The organism is Bacillus sp. 007/AIA-02/001, from assembly GCF_004634455.1.
GTDB lineage: Bacteria > Bacillota > Bacilli > Bacillales > Bacillaceae_G > Bacillus_A > Bacillus_A cereus.
Genome location: NZ_SEIY01000012.1, coordinates 52168 through 75047, shown reverse-complemented (window position 1 = coordinate 75047; position 22880 = coordinate 52168). Strand labels below are relative to the sequence as shown.

Sequence of the window (22880 nt, the reverse complement as noted above, 5' to 3'; positions counted from 1 at the left end):
TTAATAGAGAGGGAGATTTATATGATCGGAGTTTCCATTTATCTTTCAAAAGAACGAGTAGAGAAACAAGAAGAGTGGCTAAAAGTAGCGAAGGAACATGGGTTTACATCTATTTTTACATCACTGCACATTCCAGAAGATGATCCAAATACGTATAAAGAGTTAATTCAAATATTAGGGAAACAAGCTTTTGCACATGAAATGGAGCTAATGGTTGATGTTTCTCCAAAATCTTTACAACATTTAGGGCTAACATATGAAAATGTGGAAGAGCTATTGGACTGGGGCATTACCGGTTTAAGAATGGATTACGGCATTACGCCAAAAGAAATTGCAAGCGTATCTCATAAGATGAAAGTAGCTTTAAATGCGAGTACGATTACAAATTCATTTTGGAAAGAATTACTTGCAGAACATATAAGAGTAGAGAATGTAGAAGCATGGCATAATTTTTACCCACGTCCAGAGACAGGACTAGCAAAGTCCTTCTTACAAAAACAAAATCAATATTTACAGAAGTGCGGAATAAAGACAATGGCATTTATTCCAGGAGATGCGGAAAAACGTGGTCCGTTATATGAAGGGTTACCAACGTTAGAAAAACATCGCAATATGCGCCCGCTTGAAGCGTACTTAGAACTTGTACAAGATTGTGGTGTTGATAAAGTATTGATTGGAGATATAAGCGCAAGTTTAGAAAGTATGCAAGAAGTAGCTAGTGCAAGTAGAGGGATTATTCCATTGCGTTACAAATCATTTATAACTGATAAAGAAGTATTAAAAGTGGTAGAGCAAGTGCATACAAATAGACTAGATCCGTCTCGTGATGTTATTCGATCTGTAGAATCAAGGGAAGGAAATAGAGTGGTGATAAAGCCGATGCATACAATTGTAAGAAAGAAAGGGAGCATTACAATTGATAATGAATTGTACGGTAGATATGCAGGGGAGATACAAGTTGCCACATATGATTTACCTGTAGATGAGAAAGTGAATGTTGTTGGAATGGTTGTGGAAGAGGACGTTTCTTTGCTGCCTTATATTGGCGCTGGAAAAATGTTTCAACTTTTTCTATGCGATAGAATAAAAGCTTGAATTAGCGCTATTTTGTAAGAAAACATTATCCGTAAAACGGATAATGTTTTTTGTTTTATTTAAAAAAGTATTTGACGAATGAAATAAAATACCGTATTGTTTTGACTTGTAAATAAAAGTTCACCATAACAAAACAAAAAGGAGAGTTCAAAATGAATCAATATATTGGGAATTTAATTATTCGTATCGTGTTAGGAGTTACGTTCTTTGCACATGGTTTAGCAAAGTTTCAATCAGGTATCGATAATGTAGCAGGGTGGTTTACAAGCATCGGTTTACCAGGTGGCCTTGCATACGGCGTAGCAACAGTTGAATTAGTTGGTGGTATATTATTAATTATCGGTTTAGGTGTACGATATGTAGGATTGTTATTCGCTCTTATTTTAGCTGGAGCTATCGTAAAGGTAAATGGAGCAGCAGGTTTATTAGGAGATGGAAAGAATCCAGGATATGAATTAGATCTTGCATTATTATCAATGGGTGTGTATTTATTCGTAGTAAAAGCAGAAGGATATGTAGATCGTTTCTTAAAAGAGAAAGTAATGAAAACGAAGTAAATTTTATTTATAAATGTTGACTTGAAGAATCATTGTAACTATAATGATTACATCTAATAGATTAAGAGTAAAACAATTTAAGTGTTTTTTTACACAAGATGTAACTGTAATGGTTACGTTTTGTGTAAAAATAAATAAACGGGAGGAAGTAATATGCCTAAATCAAATTTAGAAATTATTAAAAGCACGTATGAAGGATCAGCTTCTTCGAATGCAAAGCATTTAGCAGAAGCCCTCTCTGAAAAAGTGGAATGGACAGAGGCAGAAGGTTTTCCGTACGGCGGAACATATAAAGGCATAGAAGCTATAATGGAAAATGTATTTAGCCGTTTAGGATCAGAATGGGATGATTATAAAGCAAGTGTAAATACATATCATGAAGTAAACGGAAAAGATGTAATTATTGCTGAAGGTATGTATTCTGGAGTTTATAAAGAAACAGGAAAATCATTTGAAGCAGAATTTGTTCATGTATGGCAACTTGAGAACGGAAAAATCGTGAAGTTTAAGCAATATGTAGATAGTCATATTGTTAGGGAAGCGATGAAGAGATAATGCTTTTTAAATGGATCGTAGGTATATGCATTACAATTATAGTAATTTTCTCGTCTATAGTTGGCGGAAAGAAATTGCTTGCATATGTGGAAAAAGAAAATAAAAATATTCAAACCGAGCGAGCGGCAAACGAAAAAGAGAAAAAAGCTGCAGAAGAAGCTCCGCAAATTAGTGAAGGTGAAATTATTTCTACTATGCATAAAATGGTGCACCAAAAGGTAAAATCCTCTGAAAAATGGGGATTTGTAGAGATGGCAAAAAAGGAAATTTCTAATGTAAAAAGAGATATTGAAAATAGTACAGGTTTTCAATATAAAATGAAGTTATTTTCTATTATAAATAGGTGGGAAAAAGGAGATTTTTCTCAAACTGTTGAGGAGCATAACTTTTTATGGAGCCTTCAAGGTGGAGATACTGGCAAGGCGACGGAACGTTTATCGCCAGAAGAGGAAAAGCAGTATATAAGAGAAATGAAGAGTAAATAAAAACATCGCCAACCCAGATGACGATGTTTTTTCATTAAGAATGTTTTCGTATTAAAGGTCTAGTTGGCTGAACGGCAACAGTTTTGAAATGAGAAAATAAATAACATCCTGTTACAACGACAACTGTCCCTAAAATTTGTATCCACGTTAATTCTTCTCCGAGAAATATGAATGCTAAAATGGCTGTGAAAATTGGATTGAAGTTTAGAAAAATACCTGATGTAGTTGCGCCTAATTTTTGTACGCCAATATTCCAAAATACCATACAAAGAACTGTCGAAATAAGCCCAGTATATAAAAGTGATGTGATGAAAGAAGTATTTATATTTGAAACAGTGAAGCTACCTATGTTAAACGGTAGTAATAAAATAACGCCGAAAATACCAGAGTACAACGTTGCCATAAGTGGTGTAGTTGTTTTTGTTGCCCATTTACTACAAACAGAATAGATTCCCCAAATACAAACTGCTGCAATCATCCATAAATCACCGCTATTAAAATGTAGTGAAAATAAAAGCGAGAAATCACCTTTTAATAGGACGAGGATGACCCCGAAGAATGAAAGAATCATGGATAGGATTTGAAGTGTATTTACTTTTTCTTTTAGAAATAATACTGAAAATAATGCGATTGAAATTGCATTCAATGTAGAAATAAGCCCTACATTCGTAGCGGATGTTTTTTCTAATGCTAAAAATTGAAAGATGTTAAAAAGAGCGACTCCTGAAATTCCCATTAATATTAACGGAATTATTGCGGTACGTGGTGGAAGGATTTTCTTTTCTTTAAGCCATACCATTGGTAATAAACAAACAATCGCAATCAGCCACCTTAAACTTGTCAGTGTCATCGGTGATGCATGATCGACGAGTGATTTTCCAACGACGAAATTTCCTCCCCATAATAAGCTCGTTAGTAATAGTAAAAAGACGTAAAAATAAGGCATGATAAAATCCCCTTTTTTGTAATCAATACGAATTGTAAATAATTTTAGCATTTTTCTTTATTGTGTAATATATTATTTTGTATAATGGTGAAAACTCGATAAAATCTTTAGTTTAAAATGATATTTACAGAAAGATATTCAGTTTTATATAAATTATAAGTTGTTTTTTCGAATAATCATCGGTAAGAAAAAAGGAGGAATTGTAATGGAGTCGTCTGTTATTAAAGTGTTGGATGATTTGGATGTACAAATTTTAGATATATTGCAGAAGGATTCACAAGTAAGTAATGCAGAGCTGGCACGTCGCGTTAATTTATCACCGGCTGCGATGCATGCCAGAATAAAAAGGTTAGATGGGGAAGGTTTCATCGATAAGCAAGTTGCGATTTTAAATCAAGAAAAGCTTGGGTTTGATTTATTATGCTTTATTTTTATGAGTACGAATATTCATCAATTTGACAAGTTAGAAGTGTTGGAGAAAGAATTAGAATCGATGCCGGAAGTGTTAGAATGTCACTGTTTAACAGGAGAGTACGATTATTTATTAAAGGTTGCAAATCGTGATCGTAAAGAACTAGAGCAGTTTATTAGAAAACTGAATAAGCTTGGTATTACAAGGATACAGACAAGTTTAGCACTTCGTGAAATTAAATATTCGACGGTATTGCCGATACGAGATGAGGAACCGAGCATCGATTAGATTGCTTGGTTTTTTGTTTGTATAAAGTGATTGACGAGGAGAAAAGAGAGCTGTATTATTATATGAAATTATGAATTAAAATTCATTTAAAGTTATAAATATTAATATTGAGGGGCAAGGGGATGTAATATGAAAATCTGTAATGCGGTGACCAGTGATGTGAAAGAAATTTATAGTCTTATTGAGGTTTATGCAAAAGAGGGAGTTGTTTTACCACGTTCTCTTTTGTCTCTTTATCAATATTTGCAATGTTTATATGTTATGAAAGAAGACGAGAGAATTGTTGGAGTTGCTGGATTGCATGTGTTAGGAGAAGATCTTGCAGAAATACGATCGTTAGTAGTTTCGCATACATATGCAGGGAAAGGGATAGGACGTATGCTCGTAAATCATGTAATGGAGGAAGCTACGAAAATAAATGTAAGAAGAGTAATTTCCTTAACATATGAAACAGTATTTTTTCAAAAGTGTGGATTTGATTTTATAAATAAAGAAGCGTTGCCAGAGAAAGTATGGATTGATTGTAGACATTGTCCAAAGATGGATTATTGTGATGAAGTGGCGATGGTTCGGTATGTTGGATAAAAAATTTATAGAGAAAAAGTTCCCACTATTATTTACAGATATAGTGGGAACATATATTTACATAAGAAATGGACAGGTTATTAAGAATTTGAATTCGTTTGTCTTACGGCAAAATTATAAAGTGGATCTTTAAGTTCATAGTTATACGTTAAACCGTCGACAATTCCTACAACTTTATCATTATCATAAAGGTCGAGCATAAATTGTGCCATTTGTTTTGCAGTGTGGAATTTCGGTACAACATTATCGTATTCGAACTCATCAATACCAAATGAACGTTTTGCAAATTCTGTTTCAGTTGCCCCAGGTGCTAAAACCTTTGCTTGCAGTTTTGCGCCTTGTTCTTTCAGTTCGTGAGACAGCCCTTCTGTAAAGGCACTTACATAAAATTTTGTAGCGCAATACGTAACAGCATCAGCAACAATCGTGTATCCGCCGCCCGATGAAACGTTAATAAGCTGTGTTCCGTCAACCATTGAATAATCTCGAACGAAAAGAGAAGAGAGTATTGTTAGTGCTTCTATATTGACATGCAACATCGTCTCGATTTTATTTAAATTTTGTTCGGCAATTGAGGCGAAATTACCAAAACCTGCGTTATTAATCCACGTTTCAATTTGAAAAGCTTGTAGGCTTTCATAAAGTTTATAAACATCTTCAATAACAGATAAATCAGTTCGTCGAATGACAACATCTAACTCTGGATGCATTTCGTTAATTTTCAATTTTAATCCATCTAATTCTTCTTGTCTTCGAGCTACAAGTACTAAATTTTTCCCGCGAGATGCAAATGCTAAAGCTGCTTCATAACCAATTCCGGAACTTGCACCAGTAATAACAGTGTATTTCATATAAAATCCCCCTAAATTCAAATTTATTTATGGTTAGATTGTATTTGTTAGAGTATACTCTAAGTCAAATGTTTTTTATAAATTTGATACGTTCATAAAATATATAAGGATAAGCATGTGGAGGGAGTTTAGTATGTATACAATTAGTGAGGTAGCAAAATTATTAGGATTGAGCACACATACACTACGTTATTATGAAAAGGAAAATATATTGATTGCAAATCGTGATACAAATGGAAATCGACTTTACGAAGAGTCACATATAAAGTGGTTGCAGTTTGTAATGAAATTAAAACAAACGCAAATGCCAATAGCGAAAATAAGAGAATACGCTAGATTATATACAGAAGGGGCGCATACAACAGAAGCTCGTTTACAGCTCCTAGAAGATCATAGGAAATCTATTCAGATTCAAAGAGAAAACTTAGAGGTTACAGAGGAGATGCTTGAGAATAAAATTATTGCATACAAGGCCTCTTTGGAAAATAAATAGAAAACAAAATCCGCTCCTTAGTTATAGGATAAACATGGATTTGATCTCATAGTGTGTTGGCAAATAAAAAAGAGCAGCTAGCAAAAGCTAACTGCTCCATTCAAGGGATCTCTCCAAGGGGGAGTGGAGAAAATATTATGTTACTAGCAGTATTGACAGATTATTGAGAAATATACAAATCGGATGAAAGAAATTTTAAATAAACTTTCGGCATTGACAATTTTTAAAATGTTCATGTACAATACATATGAATGACATTCAGTCATTTTTTATGTGACAGGATGCATTTAGCTTAGAAATGGAACAAATACAATGGTAAATGAGGATGATAGTTGTTTTTATATAGTATTGATGAAAGAGTATATTTTTTTAAAACAAAAATGACTGATAGTCAGTCATAAGAGGTGAGAGGTATGAAAAATAGAGCTTGGTTATATGTCATATTAACATGTATCTTTGAAATTTTTTGGGTGTTTGGTTTTAATACGGCTAATACTTGGTGGCATTGGATTATTATTTTAGGAGTTATCGCTGTTGATTTTCACTTCCTTTCTAAAGCGTGTGAACATCTTGCAACAGGAACTGTATATGCTATTTTCGCTGGAGCTGGTACGGTAGGTACTTTCTTAATGGATGTATTTCTTTTCGGTGGAAGTTTCAGCGCAGGCAAACTATTCTTCATTCTTATGGTAGTAGCCGGCGTTATCGGTTTAAAGTTAGCTGACAATAAAGAAGAAACTGTGGAAGGAGCTGCTTAAAAAATGGGTTGGTTTTTCGTATGTTGTGCTGCAATTAGTGAAATAGTCGGTGTGATAGGACTTAAAATGTATAGTAAAGATAAGACATTAGCCAATGGTGCGATTTATATAGGTGGGTTTGCTACATCCTTCGCATTTTTGTATACTTCCTTCTTATTTTTACAAGTAAGTGTCGCCTATGCGGTTTGGATTGGTATCGGAACAGCAGGTGCAGTTTTGTTAAACATGTTCTTGTTTGGTGAGTCGAAAAGTAAAGCGCGTATCATTAGTGTGTTTCTTATTGTATGTGGAGTGACAGGATTAAAGGCACTTTCTTAAAGATATATTGTATTTTTATCTCCTAATTGTTTATTAGGAGATTTTATTATAAAAAAATGATTTCCTCTTAGAGTTCACTATCATTGACAGTACAATCGATTATCTTATAAAATGAGTGACAGTCATTCAATATGCGTGTGAAAGGGTTTAGATGATGAATAAAAAAGAGAAAATTGTCTATGCAGCTATTGAAGTGTTTCAGGAAAAGGGCGTCGAAAAAACGAAGATTTCTGATATCGTGAAATTAGCTGGCATTGCGCAAGGAACTTTCTATTTATATTTTCCTTCTAAGTTATCTGTTATGCCTGCAATAGCAGAAGTGATGGTTGAAAAGATGATACTTGCAGTGAAAGAAAAAGTGCAAAACGATGCGCCTTTCTCAAGTAAAGTGACGCAAGTAATAGATGCGGTGTTTCACTTTATAGCTGAATATCGTGAAATACAGGCTTTAATGTATGCTGGTCTTGCATCTACAGAACATATAAAAGAATGGGAAGCTGTGTATGAGCCCCTTTATATGTGGCTAAGTGAATTTTTAAATGAGGCAAAAGAAGCTGGTGAAATTCGTGATTCGGTTCACGCAGAGCGAACAGCGAAGTTATTTATCGCTCTAGTTGAATCAGCAGCGGAACAAGTGTATTTATATGATCATAAAGATGATGAGCAAGTCGATTTGCAAAAGGCAGAAGTACTAGATTTTTTAACACATGCACTACATATAAAGAAATAGTGAGATGAACCTGTCTGAAAAGGTAGGTTCATTTTTGAGGAAAACTGAATGATAGTCATTCATCTAATGCGTATGTATGTGTGGAAGGATAGTGTGAAATTCTAACGAGTAGGGGGGCATCTCTACTCATGACTAGCCCACAAATAGAAGGATAAAGAAAAAGCTTCTTGGGCATTATTTTTTGAGAGGAACTTACGGGAAGAGGTGTTAAAAAGTGAAGAAACCGATAAAAGAACAAAAGATGGTATTGGTCATTCTTTTGAGTAATATATTTATCGCTTTTTTAGGGATTGGATTAATCATTCCGGTTATGCCGTCCTTTATGAATGATATGCATTTAACAGGGAAGACGATGGGATATCTCGTTGCAGTGTTTGCAATGGCACAGCTCATTACTTCACCTATTACAGGCCGGTGGGTTGATCTTTACGGTAGAAAGAAAATGATAATCATTGGATTATTTATTTTTGGTGTTTCAGAGCTTCTTTTTGGATTAGGAAAAGATGTATGGATGCTTTATGTAGCAAGGGTATTAGGCGGAATTAGTGCTGCTTTTATTATGCCTGGTGTTACGGCGTATGTTGCGGATATTACATCTATTCAGGAACGTCCAAAGGCGATGGGATACTTATCTGCGGCTATTAGTACTGGATTCATTATAGGTCCTGGAATCGGCGGATTTATTGCAGAATACGGTATACGTGTGCCGTTTTTCGTTGCAGCAGTAATTGCTTTTATAGCATGTGTGATTTCGATCTTTATTTTAAAAGAACCGTTAACGAAAGAAGAACTTGCAGAGATTTCTTCTAATACGAAGGAATCAAGTTTTATTGGTGATTTAAAGAAATCATTACATCCAATGTATGCAATTGCATTTATTATCGTATTTGTACTCGCATTCGGATTATCAGCGTATGAAACAGTGTTTAGCTTATTCTCTGATCATAAATTTGGCTTCTCGCCGAAAGATATCGCAGCAATTATTACAATTAGTTCAATCTTTGGGGTAGTTGTGCAAGTATTTATGTTTGGCAAATTGGTAGACATGTTCGGTGAGAAAGTGTTAATTCAAATATGTTTAATTGTAGGTGCAGTATTAGCATTCGTCTCAACTGTAGTCTTTAATTATTGGATTGTACTTCTCGTTACTTGCTTCATTTTCTTAGCATTTGATTTACTTCGTCCAGCTTTAACGACATTTTTATCAAAAGCAGCCGGAAAAGAGCAAGGATTCGTCGCTGGTATGAACTCGACTTATACGAGTTTAGGAAATATCGCAGGACCAGCGATGGGCGGAATATTATTTGATATGAATATTCATTATCCATATGCATTTTCAGGCGTTGTTTTAATAGTTGGTCTCGGCATTACATTTATGTGGAGAGAGAAACAGTTGGCTGAAAGTTTTGCGAAGTAATAAAACCCCTTACGACGGTAAGGGGTTTTTGTTTTATCCTGATTAAAGTTTCATTTTATAAACTTAACCCAAACCGTTTTAATTCAATAAAAATCCCCTCTAATTGCTTTCCTTTATCCGTTAATGTGTACTCTACACGAGGCGGAACTTCTGGATATACTTTTCTCGTTATAATGCCTTGAGACTCTAATTCTTTTAGTCGAAGCGATAATGTTTTTGGACTAATACCATCCATTGATTTTTGTAAATCACTAAAGCGTAATGTTCCTTCGATAAGAAGATCACGAATGATTAAAAACGTCCATTTTGTACTAATTACATCAAGCGTTTTAGCGATAGGACAAGGTATGCCCGGTAAACCTTTCGTTAATTCAACTGGATTTATATCGTTCATGGAACTAGCCTCCATAAAATTTTTTTTGGATGAATTTGCTTTATAGTATCACAAAACTATACTTTTGGTAACTATATGAAAAAAATATCACTACTTCCATAAAGGAAGTTAGTGCGTATACAATAGCAATACGAAACAAAAAGGATTTATATAAGGAGGTGGTGATTTCCATGGGGATAAAAAAGTTATTTGGATTTCTTAGTTTGTTTGTTATTTGTATTGTGCTTGTAGCATGTGGTGTGGAACAAAAAACTGAAGTTCAGTTATTAAAAGAAATGCCAAAGCCAAAAGCAATGACAATTGATCCCTCACTAAGTAAAAAAGAAGCGACAGAAATGGTTCATGCGGCGCAGCGTTTTTATGCATTTTGGGATACAGGTAAGGAGGAACTTATTCCGCAGACTGTTACTAAAGATTTCTTCGATAATACATTGCCGAAAGGGCGACCACAAGGCATTGAAGGATTAAAGTTTGCAGCGCAAAATTTTCGTAAAGTTGTGCCTGATATACATTGTGAGATTGAAGACTTATTAGTTGTTGGTGATAAAGTAACAGCCCGTCTTTCTTTTACAGGAACGCATAATGGTAAGAAAATTAATTTTTTTGCAATTGATATTTTACATGTGAAAGACGGAAAGATAACAGAAGATTGGCATTTAGAAGATAATCTTACACTACAGCAGCAACTCGGCTTAATAGCTGAAGAGTAGATCATATAGGGGAGAGGAAAGCGATGAAAAATATATTTATTATAAATGGACATGAAAAATACGGTACAAAGGAAGGACGATTAAATAAAACGTTAGTAGATTATATGGTTACTGTATTAGGCGAGAATCATCATGTGAAAACAACAACGATTCAAGATGGTTACAATATTAAAGAAGAACAAGATAAGTTTTTATGGGCCGATGTTGTGATTTATCAAACGCCAATTTACTGGTTTAGTGTACCAGGCTTATTTAAAACGTATATGGATGAAGTATATGAATACGGTTTGTTCTTTAAAGGTGCAGATGAATATGGAACAGGTGGTTTATTAAAAGAGAAAGAGTATATGTTCTCTACAACTTGGAATGCACCTAAAAAAGCATTTGGAGATAAGACGAAGTTCTTTGAAGGAGAAAGTTTAGAATCAGCGCTTAGTCATTTACACCGCGTGCAGAAGTTTCTCGGTATGAGTCCGTTAAAGAGTTTTGCTTGTTATGATGTGGTGAAGAATCCGGATATAGAGAAGTATTTAGGGAAATTGAAAGATCACTTAGATGGAGTAATTAAATAATAGTATGTGAAGAAGGTACTACTAAGGATGTAGTACCTTCTCCTTTTATAATGACTCATATTTTAAGACATGGATGGCTGTATCCATAACTTCGCAAAATTTGCCCAACCGAATGAATCAATTGTTACGTTTTTTAAAGAAGAAGGGTATGTTTTTCTTTTTAGAACGTGATAGTTAAATAAAATGATGTGTTCTGCTTGTAAAAACTCTTCAATCTCATACATGAGTTCATAGCGCTTTTCTTTATTTTCTTCTAGTAAAAATGTATCTAGTAAACAGTTAATTTGTTTTTCGTAGTGCGGGTCCATGAACCGATTTACGAAGCAACTTTTATTTTTAAATACATTTAAGAATGCAATTTCATGATTGGCAGCAAATACTTCTCCCATGAAAATAATATCAGCATGTTTATCAATAGAGCGATTCATATAATCTGAAACGGGAAATGGGTGAAGCTCTACTTGTATACCTAAACTTTCACATCGTTCTTTTAAGAAATATGCATCATTTGCACTATCTTTAAATGCGAAGAAGTAAATATGTATCGTTTCTCCATTATATGTACTCTTTTTCAAATACTCTTTTGCCTTTTCTAAAGAGTAGGATCTTCTTGTTGCAAGGCGGCTTCTATCAGGGAAAAAGCTTGATGCAGCAATTGTCCGTCTACCCTCTATGTTACGAAGTATCATTTCAACATCATATAGTTCTCTCCAAGCTTTTCGAAAGTAAATGTCGTGATGAGGACCAGGTTTTGTAAAGTTGAAGCTAGCATAAATACAACCTATTTCTTCTATTTGTATATCATGCCTTTCATTTTCCTCTTCGTTTGGTAGTTCATAATCAGCATCTATTTGCACATGGTCAGGAATACCCCAAAATTCAATACGGTCTAATAACGCGCGCTCTTTAAAATAATGGGTGAACGCTTCGAGTACGATATTATCTTCAGAGTAATGAGCAAGTTTGAAAGGTCCAGTACCTATATAATGATGATTTTGAATACTCGTATCACGCGGTAAAATTGCGAGCTGCATTGAACTTACATAGTGTAAGAAAAATAAATTTGGTTTTGCTAAATGGAATCGAATTTGCAGTGGTGATGGTGTTTCAATTTCAACAATTTCTTCTGTTAACCATTCGAAAGGGGATTGAACTTGCTTTAGTCTTTCAAATGAAAATTGTACATCTTTAGAAGTTAAAACTGTTTCGTTATGAAAATATACATCCTTTCGTAAATAAAAAGTCCACGTAAGTCCATCTTCACTTAATTCCCACGTATGCGCAATGTGAGGCTCCATTTTTTCAGTAACATCGTTATAGACAACTAATGTATCAAAAATTTGACTCGTAAGATGACTCTCTGTAGTTACAGCCACAAAAGCCGGATCTAATGGGAATATCTTTCTCGATATAGGAATCTTTAATACGTCGTACATATCATTTGAAGGTTCGTATCCAAAATGATGATGTAGTTTATTTTCTATCTTTTTTTGAAGTGCGAGGGGGAGGGGTTCTTTTAAAAGAAGAAAGATATCTTTTAATTTTTCTTGCGCTAACAGTTCATCTGTATAGGACTCAATCGCTTCTACGAAATTATGTATAAATAGAATTTCCGTTTTATTTCCGCGGCCTCGCCCTGGAGTCCAGCTAATTAATTGCTCCTCGCTCATTTTCTTTAATAAAATCTTTACGTTTTTCGTACTGCAATATAAAACATCCGCTAATTCTTGTAAGCTATTTCGCATATGTTGTTGATCTTGTGCATGTAGTCTTAGTCTAATGTAATAGTCCATAATTTTCATATATACACTTCCTTCTATCATAAAAGGGGAAACTCTTTAGAATATTCTAACCTTTTTCTTCCTTTTTTTCAAAGTAAAATAAGTAAGCATAAGGAGGGGAAACAATGGGATTTTGGAGTATGCATCGAAATATAAAAATTAGAATTATAACATCGTTTTTAACACGTACTGTGTCTACGATGATTTTTCCATTTATGGCGATTTATTTTTCCATAAAGTTAGGTAGTGCGATTGCTGGTGCGTTACTACTTATTAATGTCATAGCTTCATTAGTAATTGGTTTATACGGTGGATATGTTGGAGACCGGCTTGGGCGTAAAAAGGTTATGATTATCGGTCAAAGTATACAAGTCATTTCCATTGCTTGTATGGGAGTTGCGAATTCGGATTACGTTGACTCACCATGGCTAACATTTGTGTTTATGTTAGTGAATAGTTTAGGGTCTGGACTTATGAATCCTGCGACAGAGGCGATGTTAATTGATGTGAGTACATCTGAAAATCGAAAAGTGATGTACAGCATTAATTACTGGGCTATTAACTTATCCATTGCAATTGGAGCGATATTTGGTGGATTACTATTTGAAAACTATAGATTACAATTGTTTATCGTATTAACTCTTGTTGCGATTATTACTCTATATGTAATGGCAGTATATATGGAAGAGGTGTATGTGGCTAGAAAAACAGTAGAGAAGAAAAATGTATTAAAAGATATGGCGGATAGTTATAAAGTTGTAATGAAAGATAGAGCTTTTTTAATTTTTTGTGCAGCAAGTATATGTACATTGTCTTTAGAGTTTCAAATTAATAATTATTTAGGTGTTCGCTTGCAGAAGGAATTTGAAACGGTGCACTTTTTATTCGGGAATGGTTTTACGTTTGATTTAACAGGGATTCGCATGTTGAGCTGGATTTCTGCAGAGAATACAATTTTAGTTGTGTTATGTTCAGCACTTCTTATTAAAATGCTGAAAAGCTTCAACGATTTGAAAATCTTATATGTAGGCTTATTTATTTACACGATTGGATTTGCAATACTCGGAACGAGCAATAGCTTATGGATTTTATTAATTGCAGGGCTTTTCCAAACGGTAGGCGAGATGATGTATGTGCCAGTGCGTCAATCTATTATGGCAGATATGGTGCCAAATGAGGCGAGAGGTTCATATATGGCGATTAACGGAATGGTCTTTCAAGTTGCAAAAATGAACGGGGCATTAGGTGTTATGCTAGGTTCATTTATTGCATCTTGGGGCATGAGTGCTCTGTACTTTATCGTTGGTATGAGCAGTATTTTACTATTTATGAAGGCGATAGGGAAAGAGCAGTATGAGGATGAGAGAAATGTTTCTCAAATTGGATGAAACTATATAAAAGCGAACCAGTTATACTGGGACTCGCTTTTTATATAATTTTTAGAACGGATCAACTTCAGCTAAATTTGGAGTAGTACTAGGCTGTAGTAAAAGATTTTTTAATGTGCCTACTTCAGAAAGCGCTACTAATATGTAGCCACTAATCAGTACAATAAGCCCAATGATGCGTAACGTTTGTAAGCTCACTTCATTATTATTCGTTTCCGTTGGATTTGGGGGCGTTGAAGGTGGATTGTTATTCATAAATAGGGCTCCCATCTTTTGTATTTATATATGTGCGAAATCATTATTTAACTTATGGATAGGAATTATATAGTCATTTTCACTATATGAGAAATGCCTATGAAAAGTGATAAGGAATTTTTGGGCGAGAAAAGGGGGGAATCCAAAAGATTATTAAAACTGAACTTTTGGATTCCCCTCTTTTTATTTATCTTGCTATTTGTGGTGGTCGGATTTCCTGTAAACGACCAGTTGATGAGGGCTAATGAATCAGTGGGGGATGAATAAAACCCCACTGATTCATTATTTTCATGTAAATACAAGGTTAGTTAACCAAATTAGTTATCCTAATATACGCAACGATTCTTCAATAAACGCTGGGATGTCCTCTGGCTGTCTACTTGTTACTAGCTGATTTTGACATACGACAACCTCTTTGTCATGAAAGTTCCCGCCGGCATTTTTCAAATCGACTTCAATAGATTTATATCCAGTTACATCGCGTCCTTCAAGTGTTTGTGCAGTGATGAGTAGCTGAGGTCCGTGACAAATAGCAAAAACAGGTTTTTCCGCATCCATAAATGCTTTACTAAAGCGAACAAAACGTTCATCGGCACGAAGTATATCTGGAGAAAATCCACCCGGTATGAAGAGGGCATCAAAGTTCTCTGGAGAAACATCATCAATACTTTTATCAATCACGACTTCACTTTTTCCTTGCTTACCGTGTACCGTTTTCCCTTTTTCCATTTCAATAGTTGTGAATTCATATCCCTTTTGTTTAAAAGCTTCTACTGGCTCTGTGTATTCTGTATCCTCGAAATAATCCGTTATTAAAATAGCAATTTTTTTACTCATTCTAATCCGCTCCTTATATTATATTATCGGCTCCAGAATCTTCCTTGGGCAATGCCTTCTATAAATGATTCAATTGAAGTATTTGTTAAGTTGTAAACTCCTGCTCCATCCAGTTTAATCTTACTATGGTCCAAAGCATGAGGATTACTAAGGACATGAGCTATCGGTTTAAAATGTTTAAAAGTAGTTTCTGCAAATTCTAAAACAGGGGGTTGAATGACAGACTCACTACTAAACACTAATACTGCATCAAAAAGGGAGGAGTCTGTTGTTGTATAAGTGTCAGTTACTTTAATGGAATCATTGAACTGATAAATTTTATTATCTATGATACTATAGTTAATTCGGTGTTGTACAAAAGCTTGAATCCATTCGGACAGAAGTGAGACGCTTGGGTCACCATTTAATAGAATTGCAACATTTTTGGAATCAGATTTAAAAATAGTATTGGACATACTTAGTGCAGGTGATTTTGCATCTGAATTTACTTCGTGATTTTCCTTAGGTAAAGGAGCTCCAATAATGTTAGCGACTTCTTGTGCTAATTGACGATCGACGTGGTTTAAGAGAGCAATTACATTTGCCTTCACCATGTCTGATTTACACTTCCCAACTTCAAAGCAAAAAGCTGCTTTTATGTGCTGCTTTTCAATAGGGCTCATACTATTGTAGAAAAGTTTAGCCTGAGAATAAAAGTTAAGAAAGCTTTTACTGCGACCTCTAATTTTATGCCCATCAATCTTTTCTTGATAATGTTCATATCCTCCTTGTTCGGCTTGGACGGTTGCAGGTTGATTGTTATTTAATCCATTAGGATGATAGCTTGTTTGACCGCGATGAATCTGCATTTGATGCATACCATCACGTTGATTATTATGAAAAGGACATACAGGCTGATTAATAGGAATTTGATGGAAATTAGGGCCCCCTAAACGAGATAATTGTGTATCTGTATAGGAGAATAATCTTCCTTGCAGAAGAGGGTCATTTGAAAAATCAATACCTGGTACGACATGACCAGGGTGAAAAGCTACCTGCTCTGTTTCAGCAAAGAAGTTATCAACATTTTTGTTCAGTGTCATTTTACCAACTAATTTTACGGGAACTTCTTCTTCTGGCCATAATTTCGTTGGATCTAAAATATCAAAATCAAATTTATGTTCATCTTCTTCTGGAATTAGCTGTAATCCAAGCTCCCATTCAGGATAATCCCCTTTTTCAATTGCTTCGTATAAATCTTGACGATGAAAATCAGGATTTTTCCCGGCAATCTTTTGAGCTTCATCCCATACTAATGAATGAACCCCGAGGGTAGGTTTCCAGTGAAACTTTACGAAATGGGCTTTTCCTTCTGCGTTAATGAGTCGAAATGTGTGAACTCCAAAACCTTCCATCATTCGTAAACTACGCGGAATAGCTCGATCGCTCATTTGCCACATGACCATATGAGTGGACTCAGGATTATGCGCAACAAAGTCCCAAAAGGTATCATGAGCGCTAGCTCCTTGAGGAATATCATTATGTGGTTCTGGTTTAACTGCATGGACAAAATCAGGAAATTTAATAGCATCTTGGATAAAGAATACCGGCATATTATTACCCACTAAATCATAGTTTCCTTCATCTGTATAAAATTTTGTGGCGAATCCGCGTACATCTCTTACTGTGTCGTTGGATCCTTTAGAACCTTGAACGGTTGAGAACCGTACAAATACAGGTGTTTTCTTTGAAGGATTAGTAAGAAAATCTGCTTTCGTATATGTTTCTAAAGATTCATAAAGCTGAAAATAACCATGAGCGCCAACCCCGCGTGCATGAACAATCCTTTCGGGAATTCGTTCGTGATCAAAATGGGTCATTTTCTCACGAAAGTGAAAATCCTCCATTAAGGTTGGGCCTCTTAAGCCCATCTTTAAAGAAAATTCATCTTCAGCTATTTTTACCCCTTGATTTGTTGTTAAAGCATGTTTGCATTGATTGTCAGTAACGTGATGCTTCAATTGTTCCGTTTTTTTATTCACAATATAGGCCCCTCCTTTACTCTGTTAATTAATAGATACCCTTTTTATTAGGTCGTAAACATGTATTATCGTTTTTGTATGTAAAAATCATAAATATCGGTTGTTTCAGTGATTCTTGTTTGAGGAAGCAAAATAAAAAAGCCAAGGATAATTTATTTTCTCCTTGGCGTTTAAGATATTTCTTTTCGTTAAAACGAAGAAACGCGTTGCTTCGTTTTTGGTACAATAATAAATTTGATCCAGAGTAACCCGACAATCATAATGATAAGGCTATGTAAAAATTGACCTGTAGCAATGAGTATAACACTCGAAAATACAATGAGTTGAATACTTAGCAATATAAAGATTAAGCTAAGAAATTGTTTCATTCTTTCTTCAGTATGGATTGGATATAATGCTGCAATAATATTTCCCGAAAAATATTTCCATAGTGAACGAAGCTGCATAGAGATCATATATAGAACGATGTAAGTGATAGCACCTTTTACGTATATATTTGGTATGAAATATAAGGCGAAAGCACCGATCAATCCTAAGCGAATATATATACCGAAATAATCATTTCCACGTAAAAATGCTAGTGTATGTAAGTAGAAGAAAGTTGCTCGTTTTTTATGTAATAAAGGTTCAATCCAATTTGTAAGCCATTTTCTTTTATTTACTTGTTTATTCAGTTGCGGAACATCGGTGAAAATGCTAGCAAATTGATAAAAACGAACGTTCATTTTTTCTTCTTGCTCAATTATGTAATCCCACGGTATTCGTTTTGTAGGCTGTTTTTTCGTATATAGAAGTAGGAAAGCAAGTAGTAAGAGTAGTCCGCCCAATATGAGAACATTTGCGGAATAAAACAGCATGTAAATGATTAGGGCGTTACAAGTAATACGAATGATCAGCCATATATTTTTTTCGTGACTATCACGCCATATCCAATGTATGTACATGTTCCAGGCTTTCGTAATCATTAACACGATAAAGATTGTACATAAAAAAGGTACAGTTAATTGTAATGATTGCATAGCAAGTGGAACGAGAATAAGGAACGTAAATAACAATGGGAAAAGCTGAATGATGTAATTGTATAGAAGAGATTTTTTGAAATAAGATGTTAGTTTCTCTTCTAGTGCTAGTAAATAGACAGCATCAGGTTTTTGAATAAATGTACGGATAGGGCATCTCGTTATAATGAATGTAAGTACAATCGTTATAATTATTAAAGATATTCCTTTAGAAGGAGATGCTTTTAGAAACTGAGCATAATAATATGCACCAACGCATGAAATAAAGATAAAGCTATATAGTAAACCGTTAATCATACGTGCAAAGTATGTAATGATATTTTGAATATGTTGTTGGAAGCGACTGCTCCATAGCGATTCGATTGACATGTTTTTCACCTCTTTGTTCTATTATATATGTTTTACAAAAGAAAAAACGAGCAAATTGCGTTATGCAACTTGCCCGTTTTTCTTTTTGTTATTTTTTTTCTGATCACGATTCATTAATGGATAGAAAGCAAATCCAATTACGAATAAACCAATTCCGAGAAGGAACGTTTTTATATCGGATGCGCCAGTTTTAATAACCCATAGTGCGTAGCAAAGTGCGATAACTGCGACTATGCCATCTGTAATTCTTGCCCGCATTTCATTTTTATATGTTTCACCAGTTGCGACTAGTTTTAACTGGAAGATTGGTGAAACGAGATATGGAATGAGGTAGGCCAGTGTTGATACGGTAATAACGAATGTATAAGCTTCCGCAATGGTTCCTGATAATGTTGAGAATAGGAATACTTGCGACATAATGTTTGTTAATCGTAATGAGTAAATTGGACTTCCTTTTTTATTTGTTTTCGTGAAGAAGGAAGGGAAGAAACCTTCTTTTGCTGCTTGATATGGTACTTCTGAGCTTAATAAAATCCAGCCTAAGATAGAACCGAACAGGGAAGTAAGAGCAAGTAATGCCATCAGTTTCCCGCCGCCGTGACCCATTGCAGCGTTTAGTGCATCTGCTAATGGACGTTCAGAAGCTTGTAATTTATCAACGTGAAGTACACCCATTGTTAAAATTGTAATTCCTAAGTAAATCGCAACTGTAATAAGTAATCCCGCAACTGTTGCACGTTTTACCGTTTTTGGAGAAACAGCACGGTTTGATAAAAGAACGGCTGATTCAATTCCGATAAACGCCCAAAGCGTTGTAAGAGCAGCTAAATTTACTTGTGAAAGAAGACCATGTGATGCACCTGATTTATCAATCATCGGTGTGTACCATTGTCCAAACTTAGAAGCTTCGAATGCAAATAACGTAACGACGATGAATAAAAGGAATCCAGTTACTTTCGTTGTTGTTGCTAAGAAGTTTAGTTTTCCAGCTCCGCTTACACCGTTTGTTAATATAATATGAGTTCCCCAAAGTAAGATGGAACAAATCGTAAATGTAATTAGTTTTCCGACTTCTACGTTAAACGAGCCGATTGAAAATAGTAGTCGCGTATCTTTCATAATTGGGAAGAAGAGTGATAAATATCCCGCAAATGATGTAATGATGGCAACGTTACTTGCCCAGTTTGCAACCCAATATCCCCATACCATACTGAAGCCAGCCATTTTTTTCTTTTTTGGTGTTGAGAATAAAGCATATGCATGACTTTGTGGCCCTGTCGTTAAATCAGGACGACGAATTGCTAAATTACCGAAAACAAGAGCTAGCATTAAAACACCAAACCCTGTAGTTAACCAAGCTAAAGTGACACCGAGTGGGCTTGCTGTTTGTGCCAACGTACTTGGTACCATGAAAATACCAGCGCCAACCATGTTACCGACAACGAAAGCTGTTAGTACCCAAAAGCCCCATTTTTTTTGTTGCATAGAAAAATACCTCCAAAGTTAGTATAACCAAGTCAAGCGAGGAGATATGTATGTCTTCCTGAGTCAGGAAGAGAAGTCCCAAACAAAACAAAAAAAGCACGTAATCTGCCGCTACATGCTTTCTATCTTATAAGAAACCCACGACATACCTCTCGATAGCTCTCCACAAACGAAACGTTTGTGACAGTTCTGCACTTATTAAATGCAGACCCAGCAAGCGTGCATGGTGGACACGACTTACTTCGGCAACCATTCCTTTCTCATTCCTTCATCAATGCCACTACATCTCCTGAAATGATACTCTTAATGACTGCAACCTCTACCTCACCGAGATACGAATGAGGATTTAAATATTAAATTAACGTATTTAAGAGTAACAAATGAATTTTTATACGTCAATGGATATAGTAATAATCAGATTATAGAGAACAGTTTGTGATTAAAAGTAAGAGGGATTGTTATGTGATATTTGAATTTTCGTAATATAATACATGTTATTAGCGCTAGATGATTGAAAAGGGGATGAAGTATATGTCTGTATGTCATAAACATTCAGTAATAGGTGTGCTAGATTCGGGTGTTGGGGGATTAACAGTTGCGAGCGAAATTATAAGACAATTGCCTAAAGAAAGCATTTATTATATTGGTGATAATAAGCGTTGTCCGTATGGGCCAAGAAGTGTAGAGGAGGTGCAATCTTTCGTATTTGAAATGGTTGAGTTCCTCAAACAGTTTCCATTAAAAGCGCTAGTCGTAGCATGTAATACTGCTGCAGCTGCTGCATTGAATGCGCTACAAGAAGCACTTTCCATTCCAGTTATTGGCGTTATACATCCAGGAGCAAGAGCGGCAATTAAAGTTACAAAGAAAGGGGAAATCGGGGTAATTGGAACTGTAGGTACGATAAAATCTAATATGTATGAAAAAGCATTACACGAGCTGGATACATATTTGGAAGTGCATAGCTATGCTTGCCCGACTTTAGCCACAGTTGTAGAAAATCAATTAGAAGATACAGCATATGTCACGCAGCAAGTGAAACAAGCTTTACTTCCATTAACGAAAGAAGATATAGATACGTTAATTCTTGGATGTACGCATTATCCACTTTTAGAGTCCTATATAAAAAAGGAACTAGGAGAAGACATAACGATTATTAGTTCTGCAGAAGAAACAGCGATAGAGTTAAGTACCATTTTACAGCATAAAGGAATTTTGTCTGACAATCTGAATCTGAAGCATCGCTTTTTTACAACGGGATCTGTTTTATCATTTGAACATATTGCTGAGCGATGGCTAGGGTATCAAATTTCTGTAGAATGTGTACATTTGCCTATGAAAAATGCGTGTATACATAATTAAGATTTAGTGAATTACTTTTTTAAATAAATGAGGTTCGTTTCATAAGAAGGAAAGAATAAGCTTTTAATTGAAGTGTTTAAGGGCAGTTCAATTAAAGGGGAGATTGGATTATGGAATTATTAAGATCTCAATTATTTGCTTTAGAGTATATTTCAAAATATGCAGAGAACGAAAAACGTGGGGCTAAAGCAACGATTAATCATATACTTAAAATGTCTAATATTACAGATGAAATATTTGAAGAAGCTGTCGCTAATTTAAAATCTCATGCAAGGATTGCTTTACACTTTCATCCAGACAGACTAGATTCGAATATGAAAAGTGTTGCTGAAGCACTGTTTGAGCAAGGAGTATATAAAAGTCAGTTTGAAACATTGCTATCTAATGGAAGCGTATCTGCTTACCCTGGTGGTGAACGTGACCTTTGGGAAAAGAGAATATTTGGAGGAGCATATCAATTAGAAGGCGTAACGAATGATCAACGGCCAAAATATGGAGCGCTAAATTTAATGTTACATCCAGATGGGCCGGCTCCGCGTTTTGGTTCATGTTATTTTCTCTTATCTCCAAAAGTTTCTTCGCGCTCTACATATACGTATTTAGATTCGCATCAAGATCCGAAAGAAAAGGGGACTTATGAGGAGTTTGATATGATTTTAGCTGCTCTTTTGGAAGAGACATTTGTAAGAGATTTTGCAATTGGTGAAGGGAATTTGACTCCAACAATATTAATTAATCATTTACTGGCTAACCTGAAAAGGCCGTTTATAGATTTAGTAAGCAAAGAGCCAGCCCGTAATCTTAATCATTATATCGAAGCGCAAATTCATGGAGAGATTTCTCTTAAAGAAGACGTAGAGGTGCTTGTTGCAGATCCTTCATTTAAGGGTACGGATGTAGGAAGAGTTTTAGAAGAAATTTGCCTGAAGTATGCGATTGATTTGTATTGGCACATCGGTTTTGTACTTGCGGTAGACGAAGTTCCGATGGATTTTAGAGGTTCAAAAATGCCATCTTTAGCAAGACGCATTGCACGGAATCATTGCATCGATGCAAATATAATTGGCTCTGCTGTAGTGGATTTGAAACGCAATCCATTATCTTGGAGTGATCGTGGAACTTATGAAGAAGTGCTTCAGGAATTAAAATTATTATGGCATGTTTTAGTTCGATTTGGAAAACCAAATCGGAAGTAGA

General features: G+C 35.1%; 26 protein-coding genes and 1 riboswitch. Of the genes, 17 read left to right on the top strand and 9 right to left on the bottom strand.

Translation table 11 applies throughout. The annotated features are described in order from the left end of the window. Positions 1 to 21 precede the first annotated feature (21 nt). The 4 genes from ES895_RS20770 (at position 22) to ES895_RS20755 (ending at position 2692) form a co-directional block, all read left to right on the top strand. Positions 22 to 1095, top strand: coding sequence for a DUF871 domain-containing protein (locus ES895_RS20770; RefSeq protein WP_135238615.1), 1074 nt, complete (start codon positions 22 to 24; stop codon positions 1093 to 1095). A gap of 152 nt (positions 1096 to 1247) precedes the next feature. Beyond that, positions 1248 to 1652 (top strand): DoxX family protein, encoded by a 405-nt coding sequence (locus ES895_RS20765; RefSeq protein WP_074047473.1) that lies wholly within the window; start codon positions 1248 to 1250, stop codon positions 1650 to 1652. A gap of 153 nt (positions 1653 to 1805) precedes the next feature. Beyond that, a complete protein-coding gene (locus ES895_RS20760) occupies positions 1806 to 2207 on the top strand; it encodes a nuclear transport factor 2 family protein (RefSeq protein ID WP_001126688.1) in 402 nt (133 codons plus the stop codon). Beyond that, entirely contained in the window at positions 2207 to 2692 is a 486-nt protein-coding gene (locus ES895_RS20755) for a PRK06770 family protein (protein ID WP_135238614.1), read from the top strand. Before ES895_RS20760 ends, ES895_RS20755 begins: the two co-directional genes overlap by 1 nt. Positions 2693 to 2726: 34 nt before the next feature. Here ES895_RS20755 and ES895_RS20750 read toward each other — a convergent pair whose 3' ends face one another. Continuing rightward, a complete protein-coding gene (locus tag ES895_RS20750) occupies positions 2727 to 3638 on the bottom strand; it encodes a DMT family transporter (RefSeq protein ID WP_001146267.1) in 912 nt (303 codons plus the stop codon). Between the two features lie 205 nt (positions 3639 to 3843). Here ES895_RS20750 and ES895_RS20745 point away from each other — a divergent pair, with 205 nt between their 5' ends. Together ES895_RS20745 and ES895_RS20740 are read left to right on the top strand one after the other, a co-directional pair. Continuing rightward, positions 3844 to 4338: an Lrp/AsnC family transcriptional regulator gene (locus ES895_RS20745; protein WP_000446088.1), complete on the top strand. Its 495-nt coding sequence runs from the start codon at positions 3844 to 3846 to the stop codon at positions 4336 to 4338. A gap of 129 nt (positions 4339 to 4467) precedes the next feature. Then, positions 4468 to 4923 carry an N-acetyltransferase gene (locus ES895_RS20740; protein WP_000686662.1) on the top strand — a complete coding sequence of 152 codons (456 nt, stop codon included), beginning with the start codon at positions 4468 to 4470 and terminating at the stop codon, positions 4921 to 4923. Between the two features lie 80 nt (positions 4924 to 5003). Here the strand turns inward: ES895_RS20740 and ES895_RS20735 are convergent, their stop codons facing one another. After that, the gene (locus ES895_RS20735) at positions 5004 to 5774 is read right to left on the bottom strand and encodes an SDR family NAD(P)-dependent oxidoreductase (protein WP_000878070.1); all 771 of its coding nucleotides are present in this window, start codon (positions 5772 to 5774) and stop codon (positions 5004 to 5006) included. A 133-nt stretch (positions 5775 to 5907) separates the two neighbouring features. Here ES895_RS20735 and ES895_RS20730 point away from each other — a divergent pair, with 133 nt between their 5' ends. From ES895_RS20730 to ES895_RS20710, 5 genes are all read left to right on the top strand, one after another. Beyond that, positions 5908 to 6267 carry a MerR family transcriptional regulator gene (locus ES895_RS20730; protein ID WP_135238613.1) on the top strand — a complete coding sequence of 120 codons (360 nt, stop codon included), beginning with the start codon at positions 5908 to 5910 and terminating at the stop codon, positions 6265 to 6267. 413 nt (positions 6268 to 6680) lie between these two features. After that, positions 6681 to 7025 (top strand): DMT family transporter, encoded by a 345-nt coding sequence (locus tag ES895_RS20725; RefSeq protein WP_000796018.1) that lies wholly within the window; start codon positions 6681 to 6683, stop codon positions 7023 to 7025. A gap of 3 nt (positions 7026 to 7028) precedes the next feature. Beyond that, positions 7029 to 7343 carry a DMT family transporter gene (locus tag ES895_RS20720; RefSeq protein ID WP_000539667.1) on the top strand — a complete coding sequence of 105 codons (315 nt, stop codon included), beginning with the start codon at positions 7029 to 7031 and terminating at the stop codon, positions 7341 to 7343. Positions 7344 to 7494: 151 nt separating this feature from the next. Then, positions 7495 to 8073, top strand: a complete 579-nt coding sequence (locus ES895_RS20715) for a TetR/AcrR family transcriptional regulator (RefSeq protein WP_001999151.1) — start codon at positions 7495 to 7497, stop codon at positions 8071 to 8073. A 214-nt stretch (positions 8074 to 8287) separates the two neighbouring features. Further along, positions 8288 to 9490, top strand: a complete 1203-nt coding sequence (locus ES895_RS20710; RefSeq protein WP_000742956.1) for an MFS transporter — start codon at positions 8288 to 8290, stop codon at positions 9488 to 9490. 55 nt (positions 9491 to 9545) lie between these two features. On the opposite strand, the gene ES895_RS20705 is transcribed toward ES895_RS20710, so the two are convergent. Further along, the gene (locus ES895_RS20705; protein WP_000997917.1) at positions 9546 to 9884 is read right to left on the bottom strand and encodes a winged helix-turn-helix transcriptional regulator; all 339 of its coding nucleotides are present in this window, start codon (positions 9882 to 9884) and stop codon (positions 9546 to 9548) included. A 170-nt stretch (positions 9885 to 10054) separates the two neighbouring features. Between ES895_RS20705 and ES895_RS20700 the strand changes: the two genes are divergently transcribed. Together ES895_RS20700 and ES895_RS20695 are read left to right on the top strand one after the other, a co-directional pair. After that, the gene (locus ES895_RS20700) at positions 10055 to 10594 is read left to right on the top strand and encodes an ester cyclase (RefSeq protein WP_000511560.1); all 540 of its coding nucleotides are present in this window, start codon (positions 10055 to 10057) and stop codon (positions 10592 to 10594) included. A gap of 23 nt (positions 10595 to 10617) precedes the next feature. Continuing rightward, positions 10618 to 11166: an NAD(P)H-dependent oxidoreductase gene (locus tag ES895_RS20695; protein WP_000789184.1), complete on the top strand. Its 549-nt coding sequence runs from the start codon at positions 10618 to 10620 to the stop codon at positions 11164 to 11166. Positions 11167 to 11228: 62 nt separating this feature from the next. Here ES895_RS20695 and ES895_RS20690 read toward each other — a convergent pair whose 3' ends face one another. Next, positions 11229 to 12989 (bottom strand): SgrR family transcriptional regulator, encoded by a 1761-nt coding sequence (locus ES895_RS20690; protein WP_135238612.1) that lies wholly within the window; start codon positions 12987 to 12989, stop codon positions 11229 to 11231. 83 nt (positions 12990 to 13072) lie between these two features. On the opposite strand from ES895_RS20690, the gene ES895_RS20685 reads away from it, so the two are divergent. Beyond that, the gene (locus ES895_RS20685) at positions 13073 to 14335 is read left to right on the top strand and encodes an MDR family MFS transporter (protein WP_135238611.1); all 1263 of its coding nucleotides are present in this window, start codon (positions 13073 to 13075) and stop codon (positions 14333 to 14335) included. Positions 14336 to 14386: 51 nt separating this feature from the next. On the opposite strand, the gene ES895_RS20680 is transcribed toward ES895_RS20685, so the two are convergent. After that, complete coding sequence (locus ES895_RS20680) at positions 14387 to 14590, bottom strand: hypothetical protein (RefSeq protein WP_001063862.1); 204 nt, start codon at positions 14588 to 14590, stop codon at positions 14387 to 14389. Positions 14591 to 14689: 99 nt separating this feature from the next. On the opposite strand from ES895_RS20680, the gene ES895_RS29385 reads away from it, so the two are divergent. Beyond that, complete coding sequence (locus ES895_RS29385; RefSeq protein ID WP_015382203.1) at positions 14690 to 14857, top strand: hypothetical protein; 168 nt, start codon at positions 14690 to 14692, stop codon at positions 14855 to 14857. A 54-nt stretch (positions 14858 to 14911) separates the two neighbouring features. On the opposite strand, the gene ES895_RS20675 is transcribed toward ES895_RS29385, so the two are convergent. The 4 genes from ES895_RS20675 to ES895_RS20660 form a co-directional block, all read right to left on the bottom strand. Next, positions 14912 to 15427 carry a type 1 glutamine amidotransferase domain-containing protein gene (locus tag ES895_RS20675; RefSeq protein WP_000037532.1) on the bottom strand — a complete coding sequence of 172 codons (516 nt, stop codon included), beginning with the start codon at positions 15425 to 15427 and terminating at the stop codon, positions 14912 to 14914. A gap of 23 nt (positions 15428 to 15450) precedes the next feature. Further along, on the bottom strand, positions 15451 to 17448 hold the full coding sequence (locus ES895_RS20670; RefSeq protein ID WP_053512550.1) for a catalase: 1998 nt from the start codon (positions 17446 to 17448) through the stop codon (positions 15451 to 15453). 188 nt (positions 17449 to 17636) lie between these two features. Then, a complete protein-coding gene (locus ES895_RS20665) occupies positions 17637 to 18836 on the bottom strand; it encodes an ABC transporter permease (RefSeq protein WP_098219912.1) in 1200 nt (399 codons plus the stop codon). A 60-nt stretch (positions 18837 to 18896) separates the two neighbouring features. Further along, positions 18897 to 20321, bottom strand: coding sequence for an amino acid permease (locus ES895_RS20660; protein ID WP_001186303.1), 1425 nt, complete (start codon positions 20319 to 20321; stop codon positions 18897 to 18899). Between the two features lie 148 nt (positions 20322 to 20469). Continuing rightward, positions 20470 to 20651, bottom strand: a riboswitch (Lysine riboswitch). A gap of 201 nt (positions 20652 to 20852) precedes the next feature. Here ES895_RS20660 and racE point away from each other — a divergent pair. Together racE and ES895_RS20650 are read left to right on the top strand one after the other, a co-directional pair. Continuing rightward, positions 20853 to 21683, top strand: coding sequence for a glutamate racemase (gene racE, locus ES895_RS20655; protein WP_000109668.1), 831 nt, complete (start codon positions 20853 to 20855; stop codon positions 21681 to 21683). 110 nt (positions 21684 to 21793) lie between these two features. Next, positions 21794 to 22879, top strand: coding sequence for a DUF3626 domain-containing protein (locus tag ES895_RS20650; RefSeq protein WP_074595660.1), 1086 nt, complete (start codon positions 21794 to 21796; stop codon positions 22877 to 22879). Position 22880 lies beyond the last annotated feature (1 nt).

Excerpts from the sequence above, each read along its gene's own strand:
- ES895_RS20700 (WP_000511560.1), top strand. The coding sequence starts at position 10,055 with ATGGGGATAAAAAAGTTATTTGGATTTCTTAGTTTGTTTGTTATTTGT.
- ES895_RS20690 (WP_135238612.1), bottom strand. The coding sequence starts at position 12,989 with ATGATAGAAGGAAGTGTATATATGAAAATTATGGACTATTACATTAGA.
- ES895_RS20665 (WP_098219912.1), bottom strand. The coding sequence starts at position 18,836 with ATGTCAATCGAATCGCTATGGAGCAGTCGCTTCCAACAACATATTCAA.
- ES895_RS20765 (WP_074047473.1), top strand. The coding sequence starts at position 1,248 with ATGAATCAATATATTGGGAATTTAATTATTCGTATCGTGTTAGGAGTT.
- ES895_RS20660 (WP_001186303.1), bottom strand. The coding sequence starts at position 20,321 with ATGCAACAAAAAAAATGGGGCTTTTGGGTACTAACAGCTTTCGTTGTC.
- ES895_RS20750 (WP_001146267.1), bottom strand. The coding sequence starts at position 3,638 with ATGCCTTATTTTTACGTCTTTTTACTATTACTAACGAGCTTATTATGG.
- ES895_RS20740 (WP_000686662.1), top strand. The coding sequence starts at position 4,468 with ATGAAAATCTGTAATGCGGTGACCAGTGATGTGAAAGAAATTTATAGT.
- ES895_RS20695 (WP_000789184.1), top strand. The coding sequence starts at position 10,618 with ATGAAAAATATATTTATTATAAATGGACATGAAAAATACGGTACAAAG.
- ES895_RS20745 (WP_000446088.1), top strand. The coding sequence starts at position 3,844 with ATGGAGTCGTCTGTTATTAAAGTGTTGGATGATTTGGATGTACAAATT.
- ES895_RS20680 (WP_001063862.1), bottom strand. The coding sequence starts at position 14,590 with ATGAATAACAATCCACCTTCAACGCCCCCAAATCCAACGGAAACGAAT.
- racE (WP_000109668.1), top strand. The coding sequence starts at position 20,853 with ATGTCTGTATGTCATAAACATTCAGTAATAGGTGTGCTAGATTCGGGT.
- ES895_RS20725 (WP_000796018.1), top strand. The coding sequence starts at position 6,681 with ATGAAAAATAGAGCTTGGTTATATGTCATATTAACATGTATCTTTGAA.
- ES895_RS20730 (WP_135238613.1), top strand. The coding sequence starts at position 5,908 with ATGTATACAATTAGTGAGGTAGCAAAATTATTAGGATTGAGCACACAT.
- ES895_RS20685 (WP_135238611.1), top strand. The coding sequence starts at position 13,073 with ATGGGATTTTGGAGTATGCATCGAAATATAAAAATTAGAATTATAACA.
- ES895_RS20755 (WP_135238614.1), top strand. The coding sequence starts at position 2,207 with ATGCTTTTTAAATGGATCGTAGGTATATGCATTACAATTATAGTAATT.
- ES895_RS20715 (WP_001999151.1), top strand. The coding sequence starts at position 7,495 with ATGATGAATAAAAAAGAGAAAATTGTCTATGCAGCTATTGAAGTGTTT.
- ES895_RS20650 (WP_074595660.1), top strand. The coding sequence starts at position 21,794 with ATGGAATTATTAAGATCTCAATTATTTGCTTTAGAGTATATTTCAAAA.
- ES895_RS20675 (WP_000037532.1), bottom strand. The coding sequence starts at position 15,427 with ATGAGTAAAAAAATTGCTATTTTAATAACGGATTATTTCGAGGATACA.
- ES895_RS20720 (WP_000539667.1), top strand. The coding sequence starts at position 7,029 with ATGGGTTGGTTTTTCGTATGTTGTGCTGCAATTAGTGAAATAGTCGGT.
- ES895_RS29385 (WP_015382203.1), top strand. The coding sequence starts at position 14,690 with ATGAAAAGTGATAAGGAATTTTTGGGCGAGAAAAGGGGGGAATCCAAA.
- ES895_RS20705 (WP_000997917.1), bottom strand. The coding sequence starts at position 9,884 with ATGAACGATATAAATCCAGTTGAATTAACGAAAGGTTTACCGGGCATA.
- ES895_RS20770 (WP_135238615.1), top strand. The coding sequence starts at position 22 with ATGATCGGAGTTTCCATTTATCTTTCAAAAGAACGAGTAGAGAAACAA.
- ES895_RS20760 (WP_001126688.1), top strand. The coding sequence starts at position 1,806 with ATGCCTAAATCAAATTTAGAAATTATTAAAAGCACGTATGAAGGATCA.
- ES895_RS20735 (WP_000878070.1), bottom strand. The coding sequence starts at position 5,774 with ATGAAATACACTGTTATTACTGGTGCAAGTTCCGGAATTGGTTATGAA.